Annotated in this window: 16 protein-coding genes and 2 pseudogenes; 9 read left to right on the top strand and 9 right to left on the bottom strand. The window is 69.3% G+C overall.

Features of this window, described 5'->3' with window-relative positions; all coding sequences use genetic code 11:
• Positions 1 to 369 precede the first annotated feature (369 nt).
• The 6 genes from ACX6XY_RS12310 (at position 370) to ACX6XY_RS12285 (ending at position 7,250) form a co-directional block, all read left to right on the top strand.
• Positions 370 to 1,626, top strand: a complete 1,257-nt coding sequence (locus tag ACX6XY_RS12310) for a prenyltransferase/squalene oxidase repeat-containing protein (protein WP_460329281.1) — start codon at positions 370 to 372, stop codon at positions 1,624 to 1,626.
• A 77-nt stretch (positions 1,627 to 1,703) separates the two neighbouring features.
• A complete protein-coding gene (locus tag ACX6XY_RS12305; RefSeq protein ID WP_460329293.1) occupies positions 1,704 to 2,396 on the top strand; it encodes an SCO2322 family protein in 693 nt (230 codons plus the stop codon).
• 14 nt (positions 2,397 to 2,410) lie between these two features.
• On the top strand, positions 2,411 to 3,679 hold the full coding sequence (locus tag ACX6XY_RS12300) for an energy-coupling factor transporter transmembrane component T (RefSeq protein ID WP_460329279.1): 1,269 nt from the start codon (positions 2,411 to 2,413) through the stop codon (positions 3,677 to 3,679).
• Positions 3,676 to 5,520: an ABC transporter ATP-binding protein gene (locus tag ACX6XY_RS12295; protein WP_460329277.1), complete on the top strand. Its 1,845-nt coding sequence runs from the start codon at positions 3,676 to 3,678 to the stop codon at positions 5,518 to 5,520. Before ACX6XY_RS12300 ends, ACX6XY_RS12295 begins: the two co-directional genes overlap by 4 nt.
• Entirely contained in the window at positions 5,517 to 6,395 is an 879-nt protein-coding gene (locus tag ACX6XY_RS12290) for an ECF transporter S component (RefSeq protein ID WP_460329275.1), read from the top strand. Before ACX6XY_RS12295 ends, ACX6XY_RS12290 begins: the two co-directional genes overlap by 4 nt.
• A gap of 354 nt (positions 6,396 to 6,749) precedes the next feature.
• Positions 6,750 to 7,250 (top strand): aggregation-promoting factor C-terminal-like domain-containing protein, encoded by a 501-nt coding sequence (locus ACX6XY_RS12285; protein ID WP_460329291.1) that lies wholly within the window; start codon positions 6,750 to 6,752, stop codon positions 7,248 to 7,250.
• A gap of 114 nt (positions 7,251 to 7,364) precedes the next feature.
• On the opposite strand, the gene ACX6XY_RS12280 is transcribed toward ACX6XY_RS12285, so the two are convergent.
• Together ACX6XY_RS12280 and ACX6XY_RS12275 are read right to left on the bottom strand one after the other, a co-directional pair.
• Positions 7,365 to 7,775: a type II toxin-antitoxin system VapC family toxin gene (locus ACX6XY_RS12280; protein ID WP_460329273.1), complete on the bottom strand. Its 411-nt coding sequence runs from the start codon at positions 7,773 to 7,775 to the stop codon at positions 7,365 to 7,367.
• On the bottom strand, positions 7,772 to 8,047 hold the full coding sequence (locus ACX6XY_RS12275; RefSeq protein ID WP_460329270.1) for a hypothetical protein: 276 nt from the start codon (positions 8,045 to 8,047) through the stop codon (positions 7,772 to 7,774). Before ACX6XY_RS12275 ends, ACX6XY_RS12280 begins: the two co-directional genes overlap by 4 nt.
• A 778-nt stretch (positions 8,048 to 8,825) precedes the next feature.
• Between ACX6XY_RS12275 and ACX6XY_RS12270 the strand changes: the two genes are divergently transcribed.
• Positions 8,826 to 9,104, top strand: coding sequence for a hypothetical protein (locus tag ACX6XY_RS12270; RefSeq protein WP_460329267.1), 279 nt, complete (start codon positions 8,826 to 8,828; stop codon positions 9,102 to 9,104).
• Between the two features lie 16 nt (positions 9,105 to 9,120).
• On the opposite strand, the gene ACX6XY_RS12265 is transcribed toward ACX6XY_RS12270, so the two are convergent.
• The 5 genes from ACX6XY_RS12265 to ACX6XY_RS12245 all read right to left on the bottom strand — a co-directional run bounded on the left by ACX6XY_RS12265 (position 9,121) and on the right by ACX6XY_RS12245 (position 13,135).
• Positions 9,121 to 9,672: a S1 RNA-binding domain-containing protein gene (locus ACX6XY_RS12265; protein WP_460329264.1), complete on the bottom strand. Its 552-nt coding sequence runs from the start codon at positions 9,670 to 9,672 to the stop codon at positions 9,121 to 9,123.
• Between the two features lie 276 nt (positions 9,673 to 9,948).
• Entirely contained in the window at positions 9,949 to 10,407 is a 459-nt protein-coding gene (locus ACX6XY_RS12260) for a glycine-rich domain-containing protein (RefSeq protein WP_460329261.1), read from the bottom strand.
• A 319-nt stretch (positions 10,408 to 10,726) separates the two neighbouring features.
• Positions 10,727 to 11,074, bottom strand: coding sequence for a DUF6415 family natural product biosynthesis protein (locus ACX6XY_RS12255; protein WP_460329259.1), 348 nt, complete (start codon positions 11,072 to 11,074; stop codon positions 10,727 to 10,729).
• A 125-nt stretch (positions 11,075 to 11,199) separates the two neighbouring features.
• Positions 11,200 to 12,381 carry a helix-turn-helix domain-containing protein gene (locus ACX6XY_RS12250; protein ID WP_460329256.1) on the bottom strand — a complete coding sequence of 394 codons (1,182 nt, stop codon included), beginning with the start codon at positions 12,379 to 12,381 and terminating at the stop codon, positions 11,200 to 11,202.
• Positions 12,382 to 12,493: 112 nt separating this feature from the next.
• Complete coding sequence (locus ACX6XY_RS12245) at positions 12,494 to 13,135, bottom strand: HAD family hydrolase (protein WP_460329253.1); 642 nt, start codon at positions 13,133 to 13,135, stop codon at positions 12,494 to 12,496.
• 362 nt (positions 13,136 to 13,497) lie between these two features.
• Between ACX6XY_RS12245 and ACX6XY_RS12240 the strand changes: the two are divergent.
• Positions 13,498 to 13,611, top strand: a pseudogene (locus ACX6XY_RS12240) (IS5/IS1182 family transposase); the annotation flags it as partial.
• Positions 13,612 to 13,636: 25 nt separating this feature from the next.
• Here ACX6XY_RS12240 and ACX6XY_RS12235 read toward each other — a convergent pair.
• On the bottom strand, positions 13,637 to 14,272 hold the full coding sequence (locus tag ACX6XY_RS12235) for a DUF6928 family protein (RefSeq protein ID WP_460329250.1): 636 nt from the start codon (positions 14,270 to 14,272) through the stop codon (positions 13,637 to 13,639).
• Positions 14,273 to 14,318: 46 nt separating this feature from the next.
• Positions 14,319 to 19,307, bottom strand: a pseudogene (locus ACX6XY_RS12230) (polymorphic toxin-type HINT domain-containing protein); the annotation flags it as partial.
• Between the two features lie 145 nt (positions 19,308 to 19,452).
• On the opposite strand from ACX6XY_RS12230, the gene ACX6XY_RS12225 reads away from it, so the two are divergent.
• On the top strand, positions 19,453 to 22,620 hold the full coding sequence (locus ACX6XY_RS12225; RefSeq protein WP_460329247.1) for a Tn3 family transposase: 3,168 nt from the start codon (positions 19,453 to 19,455) through the stop codon (positions 22,618 to 22,620).
• Positions 22,621 to 22,707 lie beyond the last annotated feature (87 nt).

Raw genomic sequence — 22,707 nt, 5'->3', positions numbered from 1 at the left:
GGGTCGGGGCGGACCGGGGGGGGCCGGCCGGCGCCCAACCCGGCGCGGCCCCCCCCCCCCCCCCCCCCCCACCCCCGACCCACCACGCGGCGAGCCGCGCGCCGACCGGCCGGTAGAGTGCACCGACCGGCCGGTAGAGTGGCCAGGTCATCACCACGCCCGTACGGGGGGAAGCCGGTGCGAATCCGGCGCTGACCCGCAACCGTAAGCCGCCGTGCCCCACGCGGCGGCGAGCCGGACTGCCCCGTCGGACGTGTGTGGCTCCCGTCGCCGCCCCGGCGACCGGCACCGTCGAGGTAACGGAGCCAGAGCCCGGTGCCTTCGCTGGCCCGTGCCCGGCTCCCCGCAGCAGGAGAGGCACCCGCCCGCATGAACGTTCGCCGCAGCGCCACCGCGCTGGCCGCCACCGCCGTGCTCTGCGCGGCCACCGCCCCGGCCGCCGTCGCCGACGACTCGCCGTCGCCGTCGCCGTCCGTAAGCCTCCCCTCGGGCCTGTACGGCGACCAGGACCCGCAGTACGACGGCGTCTTCCGCCAGTCGTACGCACTGCTCGCGCAGGACGCCGCAGGCGTCAAGCCCGCCGCGAAGGCCGTCGACTGGCTGGCCCGCCAGCAGTGCGGCAGCGGCGGCTTCACCGCGTTCCGCGCCGACCCGACCGAGCCGTGTGACTCCAAGACGGTGCTCAGCGTCGACCAGACCGCCGCCGCGGTCCAGGCGCTGAGCGCGGTCGGCGGCCACGTCGACGCCATAAAGAAGTCCGTGGCCTGGCTGACGACCGTCCAGAACGAGGACGGCGGCTGGGGTTACGCCCCCGGCGAAGCCAGCGACGTGAACACCACCAGCATGGTGGTCGGCGCACTGGCCGCGGACGGCCGGAAGGCGAACACCGTGGCGTCGTCCAAGAGCAAGACGGCGAACGACGCGCTGCTCGCGCTCTCCCTCGACTGCGACAAGGGCGACGGCGCGTTCGGCCTGGCGGACTTCAAGACCGGCGAGCTCGACGCGAACGCGCTCGCCACGGCCGCGGGCGTGCTCGGCGGGCTCGGCAAGGGCCTCGGCGCCGAGGCCGGAGAGCAGCGTTCCGCGCCGAAGTGCGCCAAGGCGGACACCGCGGAGCAGGCCGCCCTGAACGGCGCCGCCTACCTCACCGAGGCGCTCGCCAAGGACGGCCACCTGACGTCGGCCCTCGCGGGCGCCGACGACCAGCCCGACTACGGCACCACGGCGGACGCCGTCGCGGCGCTGGGCGCGGCCGGTCTGGGCGACCAGGTCGAGAAGTCGGTGACCTGGCTGGAGCAGAACGCCGTCTCCTGGGCCAAGGAGTCCGGCCCCGCCGCCTACGCCAAGCTGATCTTCGCCGCGCGAGCGACCGGCGGCGACCCGCGCGACTTCGGCGGCACGGACCTGGTGAGCGCGCTCAACAAGACGGGCCCGGCGCCGCAGGCGGCCGAGGCGACCCCCAAGGACGAGGCGAAGGGCGACGCGAAGGACGACGCGAGCGCCGACGCCAGCGAGGACTCCGACGACTCAAGCTCCGTGTCCACCTGGTGGATCATCGGAGTCGGCCTGATCGCGGGCGTCGGCATCGGCTTCCTGATGAGCTCCCGCAACAAGAAGAAGAAGTAACCGCAGCCGTGAGCCACTCCGCGCCCCGCCCCCCGCGCCGCTCGCGCCACCCGCGCCGACCGGCGCTCGGCGCCGTACTGCTCGGCGTCCTGCTCGCGGTGGTCTGCGCCACCGCGAGCCCCGCGCAGGCGGCCGGGTACCGGTACTGGTCCTTCTGGGACCTGGACGGCGACACCTGGACGTACGCCCAGCAGGGCCCGTCGACCGCGCGGCCCGATGACGGGGACGTACAGGGCTTCCGATTCTCGGTGAGCGAGAACTCGCAGGACGCGGCGAAACCGCGTACCGGATCGGGCCCGGCCGACTTCGCGTCGATCTGCGCGGACACCCCCGCGCGGGACGGCCGCAAGCGGGTGGCGCTGGTGATCGACTTCGGCACGGCGCAGGACGCGCCGGAGGGCGAGGCCCCGCCCCGCCCGCGTACCGTCTGCGCGCGGGTCGCCCCCGACGCGACCACGGCGGAGGCACTCGCGCAGGTCGCGAAGCCGCTGCGCTACAACAGCAGCGCGCTGCTGTGCGCGATCGCGGACTACCCGAAGACAGGCTGCGGCGACAAGGTCACCAGCGACAACACCACCGACGACAGCACCGACAACGCCACCGGCACCGGCACCGGCACCGGCACCGGCACCGGCACCGAAGTCGAAACACCCCCCGCCCCCGACGCCTCATCCGACAGCGGCCCCTCCGCGGGCCTGCTCGCGGGCCTCGCCGCCGTACTCGCCCTGGGCGCGGCCGCCGTCTGGCAGGCTCGCCGCCGCCGCGGCTGACGCCGGGACACGAGATGACCCACGACGGCGAAGACACACCCACCCCACGCGCACCCACACGGGCATCCACACGGGCACCCGCACCCGTGCCCGTGCCCGTGCCCACGCCCGCACCCGTGCCCGCGCCCGCACCCGTGCGCGGCGACGCCCTCCACTCCGGCGCCTGGTGGGTATGGGCGCTGGCCCTCGGCACCGCCGCGTCCCGTACGACCAACCCCCTGCTGCTCGGCCTGCTGATCGGAGTAGCGGGGTACGTGGTCGCGGTACGGCGTACCGACGCGCCCTGGGCCCGCAGCTACGGCGCCTTCGTCAAGCTCGGCCTCGCCGTGATCGCGATCCGGCTCGGCTTCGCGGTCTTCCTCGGCTCGCCGATTCCCGGCACGCACATCCTGTTCACGCTGCCCGAGGTACCCCTGCCCGACTGGGCCAAGGGCGTCCGGATCGGCGGGCGGGTCAGCGCGGAGAGTCTGGTGTTCGCGCTGTACGACGGGCTGAAGCTGGCCACCCTGCTGATCTGCGTGGGCGCGGCGAACGCGCTCGCCAACCCGGTGCGGCTGCTGAAGTCGCTGCCGGGCGCGCTGTACGAGGCGGGCGTCGCCGTGGTCGTAGCCATGACGTTCGCGCCGCAGCTGATCGGTGACGTACAGCGGCTGCGGAAGGCGCGGCGGCTGCGCGGGCGTCCGGACCGCGGCGTACGCGGACTGGCCCAGGTCGGGCTGCCGGTCCTGGAGGGCGCGCTGGAGCGGTCCGTCGCGCTGGCCGCCGCGATGGACGCGCGCGGGTACGGGCGTACCGCCCAGGTGCCCGACGCGGTACGCCGCACCACGGCCGTGCTGACGCTCGGCGGACTGCTCGGCGTGTGCGCCGGAACGTACGGGCTGCTGGCCGCCGAGGGCGCGGGCTTCGGGCTGCCGGTGCTGCTCGGCGGGCTCGCGGCGGCGCTCGGCGGGCTGTGGCTCGGCGGGCGGCGCTGCGTACGCACCCGGTACCGGCCCGACCGCTGGGGCGCGCGGGAGTGGCTGGTGTCGGGGTCCGGGGCGGCCGTGGCGGGGCTGATGATCTGGGCCTCGTCGTACGACCCGGCGGGGCTGCATCCGGGGGTGATCCCGCTGACCGCGCCCGAGCTGCCGCTGTGGCCAGCCCTGTCCGTACTGCTCGGCCTGCTCCCCGCGTGGATCGCGCCCGCACCTCCCCCCGCGCCCGCGCCTCCCCCGGCCCCCACTCCCACTCCCACTCCTGCTCCCGCTCCCGCTCCCGCGTCGAAGGAGACCGAGACCCCGTGATCCGCTTCGAGAACGTCACGGTCACCTACGACGGCGCGGCGGCCCCGACGCTCCGCGGGGTCGACCTGGCCATCCCGGAGGGCGAACTCGCGCTGCTCGTCGGCCCTTCGGGAGTCGGCAAGTCGACCCTGCTGTCCGCCGTGAGCGGCCTCGTCCCGCACTTCACGGGCGGCACCCTGAGCGGCAGGGTCACCGTCTCCGGCCGGGACACCCGTACCCACAAGCCACGTGAGCTGGCGGACGTCGTCGGCACGGTCGGCCAGGACCCGCTCGCGCACTTCGTCACGGACACGGTCGAGGACGAGCTGGCCTACGGCATGGAGTCACTCGGGCTCGCCCCGGACGTGATGCGCCGCCGCGTCGAGGAGACCCTGGATCTGCTGGGCCTGGCGGAGCTCCGCGACCGTCCGATCGCCACGCTGTCCGGCGGCCAGCGGCAGCGCGTGGCGATCGGCTCGGTCCTCACCCCGCACCCGAGCGTCCTGGTGCTCGACGAGCCGACGTCCGCGCTGGACCCGGCGGCGGCCGAGGAGGTGCTCGCCGTACTCCAGCGCCTGGTCCACGACCTCGGCACCACGGTCCTGATGGCCGAGCACCGCCTGGAACGGGTCGTCCAGTACGCGGACCAGGTCGTCCTCCTCCCCGCTCCCGGCGAGCCTCCGGCCATCGGGGCGCCCGCCGACATCATGGCCGTCTCGCCGGTGTACCCGCCGGTGGTCGCCCTGGGCCGCCTCGCCGACTGGTCGCCGCTGCCGCTGTCGGTACGGGACGCGCGCCGCCGGGCCGGGGCCCTCCGGGACCGGCTGGCGGACACGGACGCCCCCACACCTGCCGGTACGGCCACCACCACCGCCACCACCGCCGCCCCACCCACCACCGCCACCACCGCCGCCCCACCCACCACAGCCGTCGAGGCCGCCGAAGACACCGCACGGCGCGACACCCGCCCCACGGCCCGCCCCACGGCCCGCCGCTGGTTCCCCCTCCGGGGCCGCAGGCACCGGCCAGTCCAGGCCGGTACACAACCGACCGACACGCAGCCAGGAGACGACGCCGAGCCCGTCGCCGTCGCCGTCGCCGTCGCCGCCGCCACGGTCGACTCCCTCTCGGTGCGGCGGGGCCGGGTGCAGGCCCTGCGCCGGGTGGACCTGACCGTCGTACCGGGCGAGACCATCGCCCTGATGGGACGCAACGGCGCCGGAAAGTCGACCCTGCTCTCCACGCTGGTCGGCCTGGTCGAACCGGCCGGGGGCTCGGTCCGGGTCGGCGGCGCGGTCCCGCACCGCACCGGGCCGCGCGAGCTGATCCGCCGCGTCGGCCTCGTACCGCAGGAGCCGCGGGACCTGCTGTACGCCGACACGGTGGCCGGTGAGTGCGCGGCCGCCGACCGCGACGCGGACGCCGCGGCGGGCAGCTGCCGCGCCCTGCTGTCCGAGCTGCTGCCAGGCGTCTCGGACGACACCCACCCGCGCGACCTCTCCGAGGGCCAGCGGCTGACCCTCGCCCTGGCCGTCGTCCTCACCGCCCGCCCCCCGCTCCTCCTCCTGGACGAGCCGACCCGCGGCCTGGACTACGCGGCGAAGGCCCGCCTGGCAGCCGTGCTGCGGGGCCTCGCCGCCGAAGGACACGCCATCGTGCTGGCGACCCATGACGTGGAGCTGGCCGCCGAGCTGGCTCACCGGGTGGTGATCCTGGCCGACGGCGAGGTCGTCGCGGACGGCCCGACCCCGGACGTGGTCGTGTCGTCCCCGGCCTTCGCCCCGCAGGTCGCCAAGGTCCTGGCCCCCCTGCCGTGGCTCACCGTGTCCCAGGTACGCACGGCCCTGGCAGGCTCGCGATGACACACACACCGCACACGAAGCAGCCGCCACAACCGCCGCAGGCAGTACGAGCAGTACGCCTAGGACCCCGATCGGTGACCGCACTGGCCCTGGTCAGCGCGATCGGCGTCGTCGCCTTCGGGTGGCCGCTGCTCGCCGAGCAGGGCTCCGGCCTGACCGCGCACGCGCAGGACGCGCCCTGGCTGTTCGCCGCGCTGCTGCCGCTGCTGGTCGGGGTGGTGGCCGCGACCATCGCCGAGAGCGGGCTCGGCGCGAAGGCCGTGGCGATGCTGGGCGTCCTGGCGGCGGTGGGCGCGGCGCTGCGCCCGCTGGGCGCGGGCACCGCGGGCCTGGAACCGATGTTCTTCCTCATGATCCTGGCGGGCCGGGTGCTCGGCCCCGGCTTCGGCTTCGTGCTCGGCTCGGTCACGATGTTCGCGTCCGCGCTGCTGACCGGCGGCGTCGGGCCCTGGATGCCGTTCCAGATGCTGGCGATGGGCTGGGTCGCGATGGGCGCGGGCCTGCTGCCGGGCCCGGAACGGCTGCGCGGCCGCGCCGAGCTCGGGCTGCTCGCGCTGTACGGGGCCGCGGCCTCACTCGCGTACGGCACGGTCATGAACCTGTACGGCTGGACCCTGATCCCCGGACTCGGCTCCGGGATCTCCTTCCAGGCCGGTGACCCGCTGCACGAGAATCTGGTGCGCTTTCTCGCGTACTGCCTGGCCACGTCGCTGGGCTGGGACCTGGGCCGGGCGGCGGTGACCGTGCTGCTGACCGTGGCCGTCGGCGGCACCGTACTGAAGGCGCTGCGCCGCGCCACCCGGCGGGCGGCTTTCGAGGCGCCGGTGGACTTCACCCCCGTGACGGCCGCCACAAAACACCCAACACGACCGTAAAGGGTCACTGGCTGTCCGTTACATCCGGGCCTGTCCGGGGTGAACCGGCCCACAGGACCTTGGTCCTCCACTACCCGGAATAGGAGGCCGCCGGACGGGATCCGCGACCGCGACGGGACGCGGCCGCTCAGGGGCCGTTGGAGGAATCTCCATGGGGGCCGTTCGGTCCCGGTCCGAGGCCGCCTAGTAGAAGGGGTCATTGCGGCGAGGTAACGGCCCTGCTCCACTGGAGTCATCGCAGGGCGCCGCCCGGCCTTCACGGCCGACGGCGCCTCCGCATTGCCCCCGCCGCTCGCTGAGCGGCACCGGCGTGCCCGCGACACCCCCGTCCCCTACGGAAGGTCTTCCGTGCTCGTGTCCGCCCCGTCCGTCTCCCGTCTCCGCCGTATCGCCACCGTCTCGCCGAAGAAGGCCGTCGCCACCGCGACCGTGGGTCTCGCCACCGCCGGCATGCTGTTCGCCGCGGGCCCGGCCGCCCAGGCCGCCACCCCGGCGAGCGCCACCCCGGCGAGCGCCACCGCCGCCGCCCCGACGGCCGTGAAGAGCGTGAAGGCCGCGAAGACGAGCAGCTCGGCCAAGGCGATCGCACGCAAGCTGATCAAGAACGACGCCCAGTTCGCGGCGTTCAGCAAGATCGTCAAGCATGAGAGCGGCTGGGACCACACCGCGACGAACTCCTCCTCCGGCGCCTACGGCCTGGTCCAGGCGCTGCCCGCCACCAAGATGTCCTCGGCGGGCTCGGACTGGAGGACCAACCCCGAGACCCAGATCAAGTGGGGCCTGAACTACATGAACGAGCGCTACGGCAGCCCGGTCCAGGCCTGGAACTTCTGGCAGGCCAACGGCTGGTACTGACCAGCACCGCACTCCCCCGCGCCACCCGAAGGCGGCCCCCGCACAGCGGGCGGCCGCCTTCGCCGCGACCGGGGTCAGGCCCCGGTCGCGGATCCGTCCCCCTCGATCTACGGCCTACGGCAGCAGCGTGAGCGCGGGGACGTGCTTCGGCTTGACGATGGCGAAGTGCCGGTGGTCGATGGTAGCGATCCGGTCGGCTCCGTAGCGTTCGGCGACCGTGACCACGGAGGCGTCGACCGCGCCGAGGGGCAGGTCGGCATACCGGGTGATCAGTTCGCTGACCCTGAGCAGATCCTCCGGGGCTAGGTTGACGAGCTCGAAGGTGCCCTTGGCGACGTGCTCGATGAAAGCGGCCTCAAGGCGCGGCCAGTGCTCCAGCTGCCAGCTCACCTCTGCCAGGACCGTGGAAGGCAGCAGCTTGCGGCCCCTCAGCTGGGAAAAGAATGCGGCACAGCGGGTGTGGTGCTTGTCCTTGGCGTTGAAGAACGCCACCAGCGGGCCGGTGTCGAGGACGGTCGTGATCACTCAGCGGAGCCCCGCTCGCGCTCGCCACGCTCACGGATGTAGTGGTCGTGGTTCTCCGCGTAGTCGGCCGGTGCTTCGATGCTGCCGCACAACGCGAGAAAGCTGTCGGGCAGGAGATCACCCGCGTCCTCCTCCGATGCCGCCTCTCGGTCGGGCAGGGCGTCCGCGAGTTCCTCGTCCTGGCTGATGATCAGCCGCAGCCTCCGCGCCTGCTGCGGGCTGAAGTGCTCCAGCGCGTATCGCAAGTCCTCGAAGTCGTGTGCTGCCGTCATGGCTCAAGTTTGGCATGCCTTCCCGTTGCCGTCCCCCATCCTGGGTCTTCGGCCGTCCGCCCAGGGGCTCGGCCGGGTGCCCGTCGCGAAGGTCCGGGAGACCGAGACCGGGGCCGGGCTCAGGTCTCCCCTCCCCCTCAGCCACACCAAAGGCGACCGCACCACAGCGAGCGGCCGCCTTCGCCGCGATCGGAGTCAGGTCCCGATCGCGGGCAGGGTGGCCCACACCGTCTTGCCCGCGCCGAAGCACCGACCAGCCACCCTCTCGCGCTACGAGGATCGACAGTCACCCGACGCAAAGATGATCACAGCCCCTCGGTTTGGTGCTGCCTGAGCCTGCACCTCCTCCGGGACCGGTCCCACCCCCACAGTGGTTGACCATGAGTCCGCCTCCACGAACGCCACATAGTCCGTCAGCTCACCGTCAACTTTCCAGCCTCGCTTCTGCAGACGGCTGACAGCGAGCCGAAGTTCGGCCTCTCCCGGAACTTCACGCGTAGACACTACGACGCTGACCTGACATGCCGGTGCGCTCACTGGAGTGACCTTCAATTGCCCCATGTCTTCAGCGGCAAAGCGGATGTCTCGGAGCACCTGATCACGGGTGTTCTCAGGAGCCGTCGAGGCCGATGCCGCCGCAGGAGTCGAAGGGGTCGTAGGACCCTGCTCCTTCGCTGCCACTGAAGCGCCCGCGCAGCCGCTGACCAACAGCAACGCCGCCACAACGCCGCCCACCGATGCGAACCCAGGCCCTCGCACCGCCCCACCCCCAGTAGTCATGTCGCCGGCATCGAGAACCAGCTCAGCGGCGAACCCTAACAAGCGAGAGCCGCCGGTCGGCCCGGCCGACTTCCTGCGAGACGTCGCGGCCGGCGTCTACGAGCCGGTACCCGTGACCTCCTCCGGCGTCAGCCGGGCCGCTGACCGCAATACCGTCGAACGGGCGATCAACAAGCTCAAGCAGGCCCAGGCGGTGGCCACTCGCTACGACAAACGTCGCTACGTCTACCTCGGCACCGCCACGGTCGCGGCCCTGACCATCTGGCTCCGCACCTGATGGGTCTGCGGAAGTGCTAGGCGACGCTTTCGGCTGCCAGGACAACACGGGTCCGTTCCAGATCGACGGCGACTATCCGCACCAATATTGTCTGGCCCTCACGGGCACTCTTCGCAATGTCCGCGACCGGCTCGGTGAGCGGAACGAGCCCTTCGACGCAGTCGGCGATGCGCACGAAGAAGCCGATCGACGCGATCTTCGTGACACGTCCGGTGACAGCCTGACCGACACGCTCCTCGAACCGAGGGAGCAAGTCCTCGTGCTCCGCCCGCTCACGGAGCAGGATGCCCACCTGGTGATTGTGCTCGGCATGCCAGACCACCTCGCCGGTGACGAGCTGTCCTACAGGCGGCAGTTCCATGCACCTGGGCATCCTGTCGACTCTGGCCAGGCCAACGGCTTCAGGCCGGCCGTCAACGGAGAGGAAGACACCGAAGGGCTGTCTACCGATGACCTCACCGGTGATCGAGGCACCGACAGGCAGAGAGCGAACCGTCTCAGGCCAGGCCGCGGCGGCACCGGCTGCTCGGCATCTGCCGTTCTCGGAAGGCCACGAGTACTCGCTCATGCGCTGATCATGTCACGCAAAACTGCCTCCCGAACGTGTCGCGAGGCGCCGGTCATGATCGGCCGGACAGTTCCTAGCCGCGAACAGCCTCGGTCCGCCGGAATCGACGGACCGAGGCTCTCCAGTGCCCGTCAGGCCTTGCGCTGGATCACGAATCCCCGCACGGGCCTGGTCTGCCGCGGGTCACGCGATTCCGGCTGCCGCGCACGCTTCCACGCAGCGACCAGTTCCGCGTACCGCGGGTCGATCCACTCGGCCATACGCCACCTCCAGCCCTCAGGCTACGGGCGGCTGGGGGGTCGGCATGGGGCGGATCGTGCACTCCGGCGCGTGCTGGCACTGCGCCGCCACGGAAACGAGTGTCTCGTCTGAGGGCGGCCCCCACAGCTCCGGGTCCGCCACGTACCCCAGCTCCGCGATCTTCTCGCGCGTGCGGTCCAGGATCGGCGGGTCATAGTGTGTCGGATCCCAGCCGGGGTAGTGGTGCACAAAGCAGCCCAGCCGCTCGCATAGCTCGGCATACAGTGCCGTGTGCAGGATCAGGGCGTGCCAGCCCTCGTCGACAATTCGCGACGGGGCCAGGCCCACGCTGGGATTCTTCGCGCAGGCCGCGACGAACTTCAGGCCCTCCTCGACGATCCGGCTGGCCAGCTGCTCGGCCATGCCGGGGTTGGCGTCCATCACGGTCTGGCGGCAGCCGGTGAACTGCTGGTCGGTTAAGAGCAGTCGGGCCATGGCAGGGATGGGACTGCCGGGTGGGTCCGGCGGAGGTACGCTCACGGTGATCTCCTCTACTCGATGGGGATTTGACCCGACCCGGCCGTGGTCCTGCCAGGGGTAACGGTCGGGGCGGGGTCTGTTCGGGGTGTCTGCGTCCCTTGCTCACCGTCACGCAGGCACCCGTCCGAGGCTCGGCCTCGGGGGTTCTGCATCGGTTTCGGGCAGGGGTAGCGGTGGGCGTACACCACCAACGGCACCCCCGTGGCCCGGTCGTGGACGTGACGGTTGTACGCCTCGTCCGGCCTGATGGCGCGGTCACAGCGGCAGCAGATCCTCACGAGACCTCCCCAGCGGCCTGCGCCAGCCAATGGCAGTACCGCGCGAGCTGGTGCACCCGCGTCGCCGCTGACCGGAGCCCGGTACCGAGGTCGCTCTCCAGAGCGTCCCGCGCGCCGTCGAGAACGCTGCGCTGGGTGTACCAGTCGGGTGCGCCGCGCCACAGCGTGTCCACGTGGCGCTGCACGATGGGCACCAGCCGTGTCAGCTCGGCGCGCAGCGCCTTGTCCAGTTCGGCGAGGTGTTCGTACGGGGGGAGGATCCCGGTCGCGTCCAGGCCCTCGGCGATCAGCTCGGACATGCGGGGCGATGTCGTTGATGTGCTGGTGTCGTGGACAGTGGCCATCCGATGCCTCCGCAGGCAGCCGAGGCGTGGTGCGCTACCTGCAACGTCTTGGTGACGGGACAGTCAGATGGTGCTCCGGCGGAAGGGCGACAAGTGACACATCATGTGTCACCCGTCAATCCGGTTCAAACGGCACCGATCCACTCGGCGAAGTTCGTCAGCGACTCGGCGTCGGCGCGCTTCAACCGGCGTAGTGTGGCGGCGTCTTCCCGCGCCCAGGGGTGTTCGCGGGTGTGCTGGGGGGCGATGCCGCGGGCGGCCTTGAGGGACTCGAAGGCGTCGTCCAGCAGTCCTGCCCAGAGCTGGGCGCGGGCGAGTTCGATGGAGAAGCCGGAGCGGCGCTCGGCAGGCATGTCCTTGGACGGCTTCCATTCGCTGGCGACGTCGAGGGCGCGCTGAGCGTGCTCGCTGCCGAGGCTGACGGCGACGGAGACCTCGTGGATACGGACGCTGTCGGGGCCGAACGCGGTGCCCCGGTAAATGCCTTCGGGGATGCGGTCGCCGAGGGCGCGTGCTTCGCCCAGGTGGATGTCGGCTGCCTCTGGATCACCTGCCCGGCCCGCGACGACGGCGGCGCGCATGTGCAGCGCGCCTTTGGCGGCCACGGTCTGCCGACTTACGGGGGCTGGGGCGGCGTCGACGGCCTGTTCGAGGACGCGCAGGCCGTGCGTGTGAGCACGGGCGGCGAAGAACGTCTCGGTGCGGACGTAGGCGACCGTGGCGTCGAGGAGCGGGGCCTCGGCCTGTGGTGCCGCCCAGCGCATGAGTTCGATCAGCCTCGCTGAGAGGTCGCGTGCCCCGCACTTGTAGGCCACGGCATCAGCGGAGCGGTACGCGGTGACGAGGAGGGTGGCGAGTTCGGGCCGCTGGCTGAGGGGCGCGGTGTGGTAGGCGCGGGACAGTTCGGTCAACAGGTTGGGGATGTTGCGGGCGATCTGCGGGTACTGGGCGGCCAGTCGCCACGTGACGGTGTCTGCGACGGCGGAGTGGAGTTCGGTCAGCGGGCGGATGGGACCGTCTTCAGGGAGGTCGTAGATGGCGATGGCGGCGGACAGGTCGGGGAGTGCGTCGCGGACACGGGTGTCGATGCGGGCACGGCCGGTCAGGAACCGGGAGGGGTCGACTCCGAGGGCGGCGGCGACAGCGTCCAGGGTGTCGTCGCTGGGCATGCGGACACCGCGTTCGACAGCGCGGATCATGCTGTGGGAGACGTACGAGGCACGGGCGAGACCGGTCTGGGTCATGCGGCGGGCTCGGCGGGTCGCGGCGATGCGCTGGCCTACCTCGCGCATGGTGTGGGCGGGCATACGGGCTCCGTTCGCGGTGTCCACTCCGAACCGTACCCGCGCGGTAACGCACAGAATGCGCGAACGGCCCCGCCTGCCGAGGCACTTGCAGGTGGGGCCGCCGTAATATCGCTCAGTCAGCGACGAGCGCGGTCAACTCAGCCAGTGAGTCGATTCGCCAGTCCGCCGTGGCCACCACCTCGGGGCTGTCGGCCCACAAGCAGCCCCACGGGCCGCGACGCACATGCGCGACCCGTAGGCCAGCGGCCTTCGCCGGGTAGAGGTCGTTAGCGGGGTGGTCGCCCACGTACACGGTCTCGTGTGGGGCAGCCCGCGCGACCTCAAGGACGCGAGCGAAGAAGCCCGGTTCCGGCTTGGCGACACCCCACTCCCCGGAGGTGGCGATGAGATCGGCGGGAAGGTTCAGGCCGCGTAGCAGCTCGCCCGCTTTGACCGTCTGGTTCCCTGCGATGACGACACGGACGCCGAGCTCGCGCAGGCCCGCGAGCGTGGGCCGCACGTCGTGGTAGAGGTCGCCGTCATCGAGGGTTTCGCCGCGGCCTGCGGCTTCACGCGCCTGGTATTCGGCGCTGATGTCGACGCCGGGTCTGGCGAGGCGGATGGCGTCGGCGTTGTCGCGGCCCTGTGCCACCACGGCACCGACGAGTGCGGACAGGGTGTGGCGGGGGATGTCGAGCCAATCCGCCCAGGATGCCCAGTAGCGGTCGTCACAGGTGAGGGTCTCGCCTACGTCGAAGACAATCGTCTCAATCATCGTGCGAAGCCTACGGACCTCGCCGAACCTGCCGGATGTCAGCTCCGGTGCGGGCTTCGCCTTGAACCGTCACCACGCTGTCGTCGAGGACCGTGTCCGCACGAACAAGGCGATGGGCCTGCACAACCGCCCTCGAATTCCTCGACCGTCAACGCCGACTGGATGCTGGCCTGCAACCTCGCGGCCGACCTGGACGCCTGGCCCCGCCTGCTCGCCTGCCTCACGGGCCGGGTGGCCCCGGTCGCTGGACAGACGTAAAGCCCCTGGCAGAACAGGTCTCACCACAAGATCGTCTGCTGAACCAGAGGCTTCACGTTGGTCATCTACGTTGCCACGCTTGATGTCCCGCGCCATGCTGTGGCGACACCGGCATCTCCCAGGCCACCGGCTAGCGCTACCTCCACGAAGGCATCGACGTTCTCGCCGAGAAGGCCCCGGACCTGCACGAAGTCCTGGACCACCGCCGACGCGAAGGCATCACACGACGCGAAGATTGAGAGCCTACGCTATTGGCACTCCATTGAGACATGAGCCTCTAAACGCAGGAACCTCGATCTCTTCAGGGTCCACACAGAACTCATCCTCTCGCCCTTCCAGGATAAAACCAAAGAATTCCCTCAGGGCTTCATTTCCGAGGTCAATCGGATGAAACGGAAGTGCATAGTTCACGTCGTGACACACTGGCCGATCACCTCCCCAGAATGGAATCTCGAAGGGTAGACGTTCGCCTACATCCTCGATGACCCCGACACCAGGCTTAACACTCAGCGCTCGGACTAGCCCTTCACTTGACCAGACACCAAGAGCAGCCCAGTCCTCAGCACTGTGCATAAATACACCGTAGGCGTTCCGCCCGTCCGCCATACGTGAAATCCATTCGGTCAGAGCGCTGGGGTGCTCCCGCGCAAGTTCGCGGGAGCAGATGACTTGGAAGTCAGAAAAGTGCGCCGCGCACACGATCCCTGCACCGGGCCAAACTGCGAGGTCAAGAGGGAGAGGCGCCAGCTCCTGCACTGAAGCCTTGACGGCCTTCTCAGCCAGAAATCTCGACTTTACGCGATCGGCCCCTGCACCCCCTTGAAACACCCCCCTAGGATCCACGTCGGTGAAGATGACAACAGCCGCTTTCGATCCCATCCGATGCCCCTATACTCTCCAGACTGCGTACGTCACCAAACTTCCGCTATGGATCGCACGCCGGACAGCGCCACAAATCAACTTCTATGCCCATCTTCACCGTAGAACCCTTACTCAGGCCCGGCACCCTGCTGGTATTCAGCACTGCACCGGTGTGACCGAGTTCAGCATACCCCAATTTCTGGTTATCTGTGAGGGATGCACCCTTGCCGGTCTTCACCTCGATTGCCACCCAATTACCTCCGGAATTCTGCGCAACAAAGTCAGCTCGGAATACATCGCCTCTACTGTTCTTGAATCTGACCTCGCTTGTAATATTCGTGTAACCCGCACTTTGAAGCCGTGCGCGTGTAGCAGCTTCACCGAGGGCGCCGTGAGGAAGTCCGTCGACCGGACAGTTTCCGGCATTGTGCACCAATATCGGCGTATACCCCGCCAGCACATAGTACGTGTGGAGGTCGTCGACGGTGAGGTTGTACGTGCGAGCGTGCTTAGTGAAGGGCCTGTTGGCTGTGACGATGACCGTGTCGCCGTCGTCGGTCAGCAGGGTCATGCCTGCTCGGAGATCGTTAGCGTCGATCCAGTCGGCCTTGGATGGGGACCAGAAGGGGTGCTCGTAGGTCGCTGTGAGCTCTTCGACGCCTTCTTTGGTGGCTATGGAGAGTTCGTTGAAGTGCTTGTCATCTTCCGTGACGATGGTTGCTGTGACGTCGCGTTCACTAGTCTCGCCTGTTTCAGGGTCGCTGGCCAGGACCTTGTCGCCGAGTTCGATGTCCTCAATCTTCTTGGTAGTGCCGTCTGCCATGAGGACTTCGGTCCCGGCCAGGAAGCACTTGCAGCCACCGGTTCGAGAACTACGTCCCCCGCGAGCAAACCCCTTTTCCGCCGCACTGACCCCGAAAAGGCCCGCCATGATCGAACCAATCCTGGATCCATCAGGGCAACCACGGCCGTAGACCTCACGGCAGGCATAGTTCCGGGTGGATGCAAGGGTTACCTGGGTACCGGCCATGCTCAGGTCGCCATAGCAGTCCCGATAGTCACTCAGGTAGCAGAGCGTGCTGAGCTTTTCTGTGAAGGCACGGGCGATCGCCTTGGTGTTCTTCCACTTCGCGGGAATGTCCACGCCCTGGATCAGGACCACCCGGCCGTCGCCATTCCGGTCAACGCCGTCCGACTCATCTCGGATGTGCCCGCCGAAAGCGCCAGTCGCCTTACCCGCAGCTACCTTCGCGTCGGCAGCGGCCGCTGCCTTGGTGTAACCGGGTTCATTGCCTCCGTGGGCTCGGTTGTTCTTTGAGCGGGCGCCGCTGGAGTCGGTGACGACGTTGTTGCCGCAGCCCTCCATGGCACCTCCGCGGCCACCACAGGCGAGACCGAGACCGGTGGGGTCGGTGAAGGAGAGGGGGTTTTGGGCAGCGTAAGTGTAGCCATTGAGGGTTTGAGGGTGGATGAGTTCCAGGAGGGGGTCGACCGAGAGGAAGCGACCGGTGGTGGGGTCGTATTCGCGAGCCCCGAGGTGGGTGAGGCCGGTGCTAGCGGTGTCATCGGTGCCGCCGATGAAGCCCTTGGTGCCGGGCCAGGACGCGGGTGCCTTGCCTCGGGTGCCTCCGAAGGGCAGGGTGCGGCGCTGGGTGATGGCCAGGTCAGCCGTGTTGATGGCGAGTTGGCCGGTGCCGTTGGGGTCGGCGAGGGTGAGGCTGACTGTGCCGTCGTCCTCCTTGATGGCCTGGTGGCCGCCGCCGAGCGGGGTGTAGCGGGTGGCCTTGGCTTTGGTGGCGCCCTTGGGGAGGGTGACTTCGGTGTGGCCGAGATAGAGAGTTGTTTCGGTGGGGGTTCGGCTGATCAGGCGGTTACCGGCGGGGTCGTAGAGGTATTCGGTGACCTTGTCCGGCTTGCCCTCGACCGGTTCGGTCACCTTGGCTACGTGGCCTTCGGCGTCCCAAGTCAGGGTCTGGGTAGTGCCGTTCAGGTTGCGGGCAGTGGTGTTGCCCGCCTTGTCGTAGGTATACGAGTCGCGGGTGGTGGTGCCGCCGGGCAGCTGGCTGGTGACCGAGGTCAGGGTGTGCGGCTGCGGCTGGCCGGGCTCGGGGTAGGCGTAGGTTCGTTTGGTGTCCTTGGCGCTGTCTCCACCGAGGTCGTGGAGGGTTTCGGTGAGGCGGTTGCCAACCTTGTCGTAGGTGTAGGAGTGCGAGTACGGGGCTGGGCCGCCGATCTGTGCCCCGGTTTGCGAGTCTGCGCAGGTCTTGTCACCTTCGGTCCAGGCCTGGGTGAGGCGGCGCAGGTGGTCGTAACGGAAGCACTGGGTGTCGGTGCCGGTGCGGGACACGTCCGAAGCTGACAGGACGTTGCCGACCTGGTCGTAGCCGTACGTGGTGTGCTGGTCGACACCGTTCTGCTCTTCGCGGTCGACGCGGGCGGTCTTCAGGCGCTGGGTGCCCCACTCGTAGGTGTTGGTGGCCCAGGTCTTCTTCCCATACGTGGCGCCCAGCTCGTACTGGAGCAGCTTGCCGGTCAGTGAGTACGTGGCGTCCGCGCGCACACCACCGCCGAATACCGCGGTGGGCCGCAGCGTCTCCTTGTCGTACGAGTAGTTGTAACTGCCGCCTGGCAGCGAACCCGCCTTTGAGTAGCTCACCGCGCCGACCAGACCGGAGGGCCGGTAGGCGGTACCGGTCTGGTAGATGCCTGCGAGGGCGCCCTCACTCTCGGGAATCACAACGGCGGTCCTGACCGGCCGGTAGAGGCGGTCGTACTGGGTGACCTTGGAGGTGTAGGCGTTGCCGTCCTGGTAGCGCGTGGATTCGGCGAGCTGGCCCTTGGCTCCATAGATCGTGTCGTAGACCCACTTCGCGCGCAGGGTGCCCGTCTTGCTGTCCTCGCGCAGCTCGGTGGGGCGGCCGAGGTTGTCGTAGACGTGGGCCAGTGTGGTGCCGCGGGCGTCAGTGGTGCTGGTGAGCTGGCCGCGGTCGTCGTAGGTGCTGGTGGTGGTGCCCTTGTCCGGGTCGGTGGCTTTGGTCTGGCGCCCGAGCTGGTCGTACGTGTAGGTCCAGGCGTTGCCCGCCTGGTCGGTTACCTTGGCGAGCTCACCGGCCGTCGTGTAGGCGTACTTGACGGTGTCGTAGGCCGCGGTGACGTTGCGGGAGTGGTGCTGGCGAAGCTCGGTGGTCTGGCCGCGGGCGTCAGTGAGGGTGGTGGTGGCGGTTCCGCCCTCGGGCGGGACGACGGTGGTGCGGTCGCCGCCGTGGATCGTCTTGGTCGTGGCGAGTACGGTGCCGCCGTCGCCGTTTCCGGCGACCTGGCGGGTCTCGGTCTCGCGGCCCAGTCCATCGTAGGTGTGACGAGTCTGGGACTCCACACTCAGCGCGTTGTCCGGCGTGAACAGGTTCCGGCTCGGCGCGCCTTCGGTGTAGTACGGGGCGAATATCTTGGTAGTCAGGCCGCGTTCGTCGTAGAAGACGTCGGTGAGGATACGGCCGCCGTCCGGGCCGGGGGTCTGTGCCTGGCGCTCTCGCAGAAAGCCGTCGTAGAGCGTGTAGGAGGCGATCTGCCCGCCGTTGTTGTTCAGCGTCTGGGTGCGGACTGTGACCGGCTTGCCCTCGTCAACGTAGTAGGCGAACTGGTAGCTGGGCGTCAGGTCGGTCGGGCGGTTGGCGAGCCACACCTTATGCGAACGACCCAGCGCGTCATAGGTGAACGTGGTGCGCTTGTTGTTCGTGTCGACGGTCGCGGTCGGCTGGCCGCGCAGCGGCTCCAGTTCGGTCACCGTCGTCTGGGCGGTGGCGCTGTCGCCGTCCTTGGCGGGCGGGGTGGTTGCCGTGAGCTTGCTCGGGAACCCGGTGGCCGGGCTGTAGGCCGTGGTCGCGGTGCGGCCGTCAGTGCGTGCGGTGCGTACCGGAGTGCCAGTGTTGGTGGCGGTGACGTTCGCGGTGAGATCGGTGGCGGTCAGCACACGGCCGTAAGCGTCGTAGGTCGCGCCGGACTCCAGGTAGGTGCCGGTGGTGCCGTCGTGCTTCTTCAAAGTCGCGGTCGCGGTTACGTCACCTTTGGTGGGGGCGATCCCGTATGCCTTGCTGTCGTAGGCGGTGCGGACATCGGACAGAACGTCCTTGGTCCGGTCGGGGGTATCGGCACACTTGACCGCGACGGTCTCCTCTCGTGCAGGGAAGTTGAGAATGTTCTTGGCGGTGTTCGTGGCGTAGGTGGTGCGGGTGCACCGGTTATCGGCCGCGGTGGCGCTGTCGCCGTAGTCGTCGACCTCAGTGACCCGGCCCGCGACGGTGTCGTGCTTCGTCGCGGTGGAGGTGACGCGCCAGTTGGCACCAGCGCCGTTGTCCAGAGAGGTCCAGGACTTGGTGTGGGATATACCGGTGAAGTTCGCGGTGAGTGTGCCCCAGTCGCGGACCTTCTTCGCGGTTTCATGGTGCCAGGGGCGGTTCACCTGTTTACCGAGGACCTTGCCTCCAGGCTTGTCGTACGTGACGGTCTTGTAGCCGAAACCAGCCGTGGAACGGTGATCGGTGATCGGGTCGCCCTCGCCGCTGCCAAGACTTACCGAGACGGTCTTGGTGCCGCCGGTGGTGTCCTTGCGGTCTCCGTGCATGCCGCGCAGGAAGTAGGAGTCCTGCTGGGACTTCAGTGCAGTCGCGCCGCCCTGGCCACCGCTCTTGACGCGGACGTGGCCGTAGCCGCGCCACTGGGACCAGGTCTTGAACTTCTCCTTGGTCAGGCCGTTGTCATCGTCGTAGTGCCAGGCAGCGCCGCCCTTGTACTCGTAGGCGGTCACGTTGTCCGGAGCTCCGCCGGTGCGGTCGGTGGTGACAGTGGAGGTCACCACGTACTTGTTGAACCACTGCCGCTCCCTGTCCGCCGTGTGGGAACCTCCGATGTATTGGGGGAAGCAGCGGGTGGTGTTCGATTCGGGGGTCGGTAGCGCGTCCCAGGAGCAGGCAGGGGCCGAGTAGTTGACGTCGACCTGGCCGCCTGACTCGTCGGCGATGGTGGACAGGCGGGCCTTGATGAAGGGGGCATATCCGGGCTTGGGGAACATCGGTACAGCGGTTGGCGCTGAGAACGATCATGGACAGTGGGCGGTGGACTTCTAGCACGGGTGGTCTGCTTCCTGGGGCCCTTCGGCCAAAGATCCACGTTCTGTAGCGGCGGGTGGTTGGCTCCGCCTCATGCCGGTGGAATTTCTGACGGATGACCAGGCCGAGGCGTACGGGAAGTTCGTCGAGGAGCCGACGCGTCCGGAGCTGGAGCGCTTCTTCTTCCTGGACGACGTGGACCGCGATCTGATCGCGCTGCGGCGTACGCAGTTCCACCAGCTGGGCTTCGCTCTGCAGATGTGCACGGTGCGCTACATCGGCAGGTTCCTCCCCGACGATCCGTTGAGTGTGCCGTGGCCGGTGCTGGAGCACCTGGCCGAGCAGCTCGGCATCGAGGATGCGTCGGTCGTGAAGCGGTACACCGAGCGGCCGAAGACCGCGTACGAGCACGCGTGGGAGATCCGGGACGCGTACGAGTATCACGAGTACGACGACCCGGAGTGGGGGCGGAAGTTCCGGACGTTCCTGCACGGTCGGGCGTGGACCGCGCATTCGGAGGGGCCGAAGGCTCTGTTCGACTATGCGGTGGGCTGGCTGCGTAAGCACCGGGTGCTGCTGCCCGGGGTGTCGGTGCTGGCGCGGCAGGTGTCCGAGGTCCGCGAGATCGCGGACAAGCGCCTGCACACCACGGTCGCCAGGGCGGCCTGGCGGGCGGACCGATCCCTGCCCGCCGACCTGGTGGCGTTGCTGGAGACGCCGGAGGGCAGGAGGTACTCGTACCTGGAGACCTTCCGTCGGCCGCCGACGAAGACCACGGGCACGGCGATGAAGCGGGCGCTGGAGCGGGTGGATGAGATCGCGGTGTACCGGCTGGGGCGGGTGAAGCTGGACAAGCTCCCGCCGAACCGGCTCGCGGCGCTGGCCCGGTACGGGCTGGGGTCGAAGGCGACGAGCCTGGAGCGGGCGAGCGAGCCGAAGCGCACCGCGATGCTGACCGCGGTGATGCGGCACCTGGAGGCCAAGGCCATCGACGACGCGCTGGAGCTGTTCACGGTGCTGATGGCGACCAAGCTGATCAGCACCGCGAAGCGGCTCACGAACAAGGACCGGCTCTCCACGCTGCCGCAGCTGGAGAAGGCGTCGCGCATCACGGCTCGCATGTCGAAGGTGTTCCTGGAGGAGCTGGAGCACATCGAGGAGAGCGGCAAGGCGGTGGACGCGGCCGCGATGTGGAAGGCCCTGGAGGAGGTCGCGCCGAGGGCCCAGCTGTGGAGCGCGGCCACCACGGTGGCGAGCCTGGTCCCGGAGGACGACGACTCGGCGGAGATCGCGATCCGCGAGGCGCTGACGGGCCGCTACAACACCGTCAAGCCGTTCCTGTCGCTGCTCGGCGACACCAAGATGCTCGGCGCGGCCCCGGCCGGGGAACGGGTCCTGGCCGCGGTCAAGGGCCTGCCCGCACTCAGCCGCCGCCAGGTGACGAAGAAGCCGCTGCTGAAGAGGGAGGTCGACGACAAGGTCGTACCGCCGTACTGGCGCAAGGCGGTGTACGCGAACAAGGACCTGCCGCAGGGCGCGGTGGACCGCGACGCCTACGTGGTGTGCGTGCTGGAACAGCTGTACCGGGCGCTGATCAGCCGCGCCATCTTCGCGTCCCCCTCGCACCGCTTCTCCAACCCGCGCGCCCGTCTGCTGGACGGCAAGCCGTGGCTGGCGGTGCGCGAGGACGTACTGGCCGGCCTGAGCCTGGAGGCGCCCGTCGAGGAGCATCTGGCGGAGCTGGTGCGAGTTCTGGACGCGGCGTGGAAGCAGATGGCCGAACGCCTCGAAGAGGCCGGCGCGGATGCGAAGGTCAGCATCGAGATACCCGAGGGCGGCGGCCGCGCGAAGCTGAACGTCGACAAGCTCGGGGCGCTGGGGGTGCCCAAGTCGCTGGCCTGGCTGCGCAAACGGGTTGAGAAGATGCTCCCGAAGATCGACCTGCCGGACCTGTTGTTCGAGGTGCACTCCTGGACCGGGTTCCTGGACGCCTTCGTGCACCTGGGCGATGGCAAGACCCGCATGAACGACCTGACCACCTCGGTCGTCGCGCTGCTCGTCTCGGAGGCGTGCAACATCGGCATGACCCCGGTGGTCAACCCCGGCCACCAGGCGCTGACCCGCTCGCGCCTGGTCCACGTCGACCAGTACTACCTGCGGGCCGACACTATCGCCGCGGCCAACGCAGCCCTGATCGAGGCCCAGGCGAAGGTGCCGATCGTGGCGCACTGGGGCAACGGGCTGCTCGCCTCGGTCGATGGACTGCGCTTCGTCGTCCCGGTGAAGTCCATCAGCACCGCGCCGAATCCGAAGTACTTCGGCTTCAAACGCGGCATCACCTGGCTGAACGCCGTCAACGACCAGGTCTTCGGCATCGGGCAGATGGTGGTCCCTGGCACCCCGCGCGACTCCCTGCACATCCTGGACGCTCTGCTGAACCTGGACGGCGGGGTCAAGCCGGAGATGCTCACCACCGACAACGCCTCGTACTCGGACATGGTGTTCGGCCTGTTCAAGATCCTGGGCTACAACTTCTCACCCCGGTTCAAGGACCTTACCGACCAGCGGTTCTGGCGGGCGGAGATGGACGGGATCGCCACCGGCGGCTACGGGCCGCTGGCGGATCTGGCCCGCAAGAACAAGGTGAACCTGAAGAAGGTGACCGCGGAGTGGGAGGAGATGCTGAAGGTGGCCGGCTCGCTGGTCACCAACCAGGTGCGGGCCTACGACCTGCTGCGGATGTTCGGCCCCGAGGGACGGCCCACGCCGCTGGGGCAGGCGTTCGCCGAGTACGGCCGCATCGCCAAGACCCTGCACCTGCTCCAGATGGTCGACCCGGTCGATGACACCTACCGGCGGCAGATGGGCAAGCAGCTGTCCGTCCAGGAGTCCCGCCACACCCTCGCCCGCGACATCTGCCACGGCAAGAAGGGCACCATCCACCAGGCATACCGGGACGGAATGGAAGACCAACTCGGGTCACTGGGCCTCGTTTTGAATGCGGTCGTGCTCTGGACGACGAAGTACATCGACGCCGCAGTCGCCCAACTGCGCGCCGAAGGCCACGAGATCAGCGATGAGGACGTCGCCCGCCTGTCCCCGCTGAAGTTCAAGAACCTCAACGTCCTGGGCCGCTACAGCTTCACCCCCACCACCCCGCCCGAGGGCCTGCGCCCGCTGCGCGACCCGGACGCCCCCGACCTCGACGATGACGACGATGGCGAAGAGGACTGGGCTGCGGCCGCGGCGGGAGCAGCGTGATCTGGACGAGGCGGCAGCCAGGGCGCCACTTGTCGGCACTGCCGGATGGTGGCGGCGCGGCGGCAACCTGGGCGGCGGCTGGTCGTT

The organism is Streptomyces sp. O3 (assembly GCF_054788135.1).
Note: the sequence above shows the minus strand (reverse complement) of the source record. Positions and strands in the feature narration are given on the sequence as shown.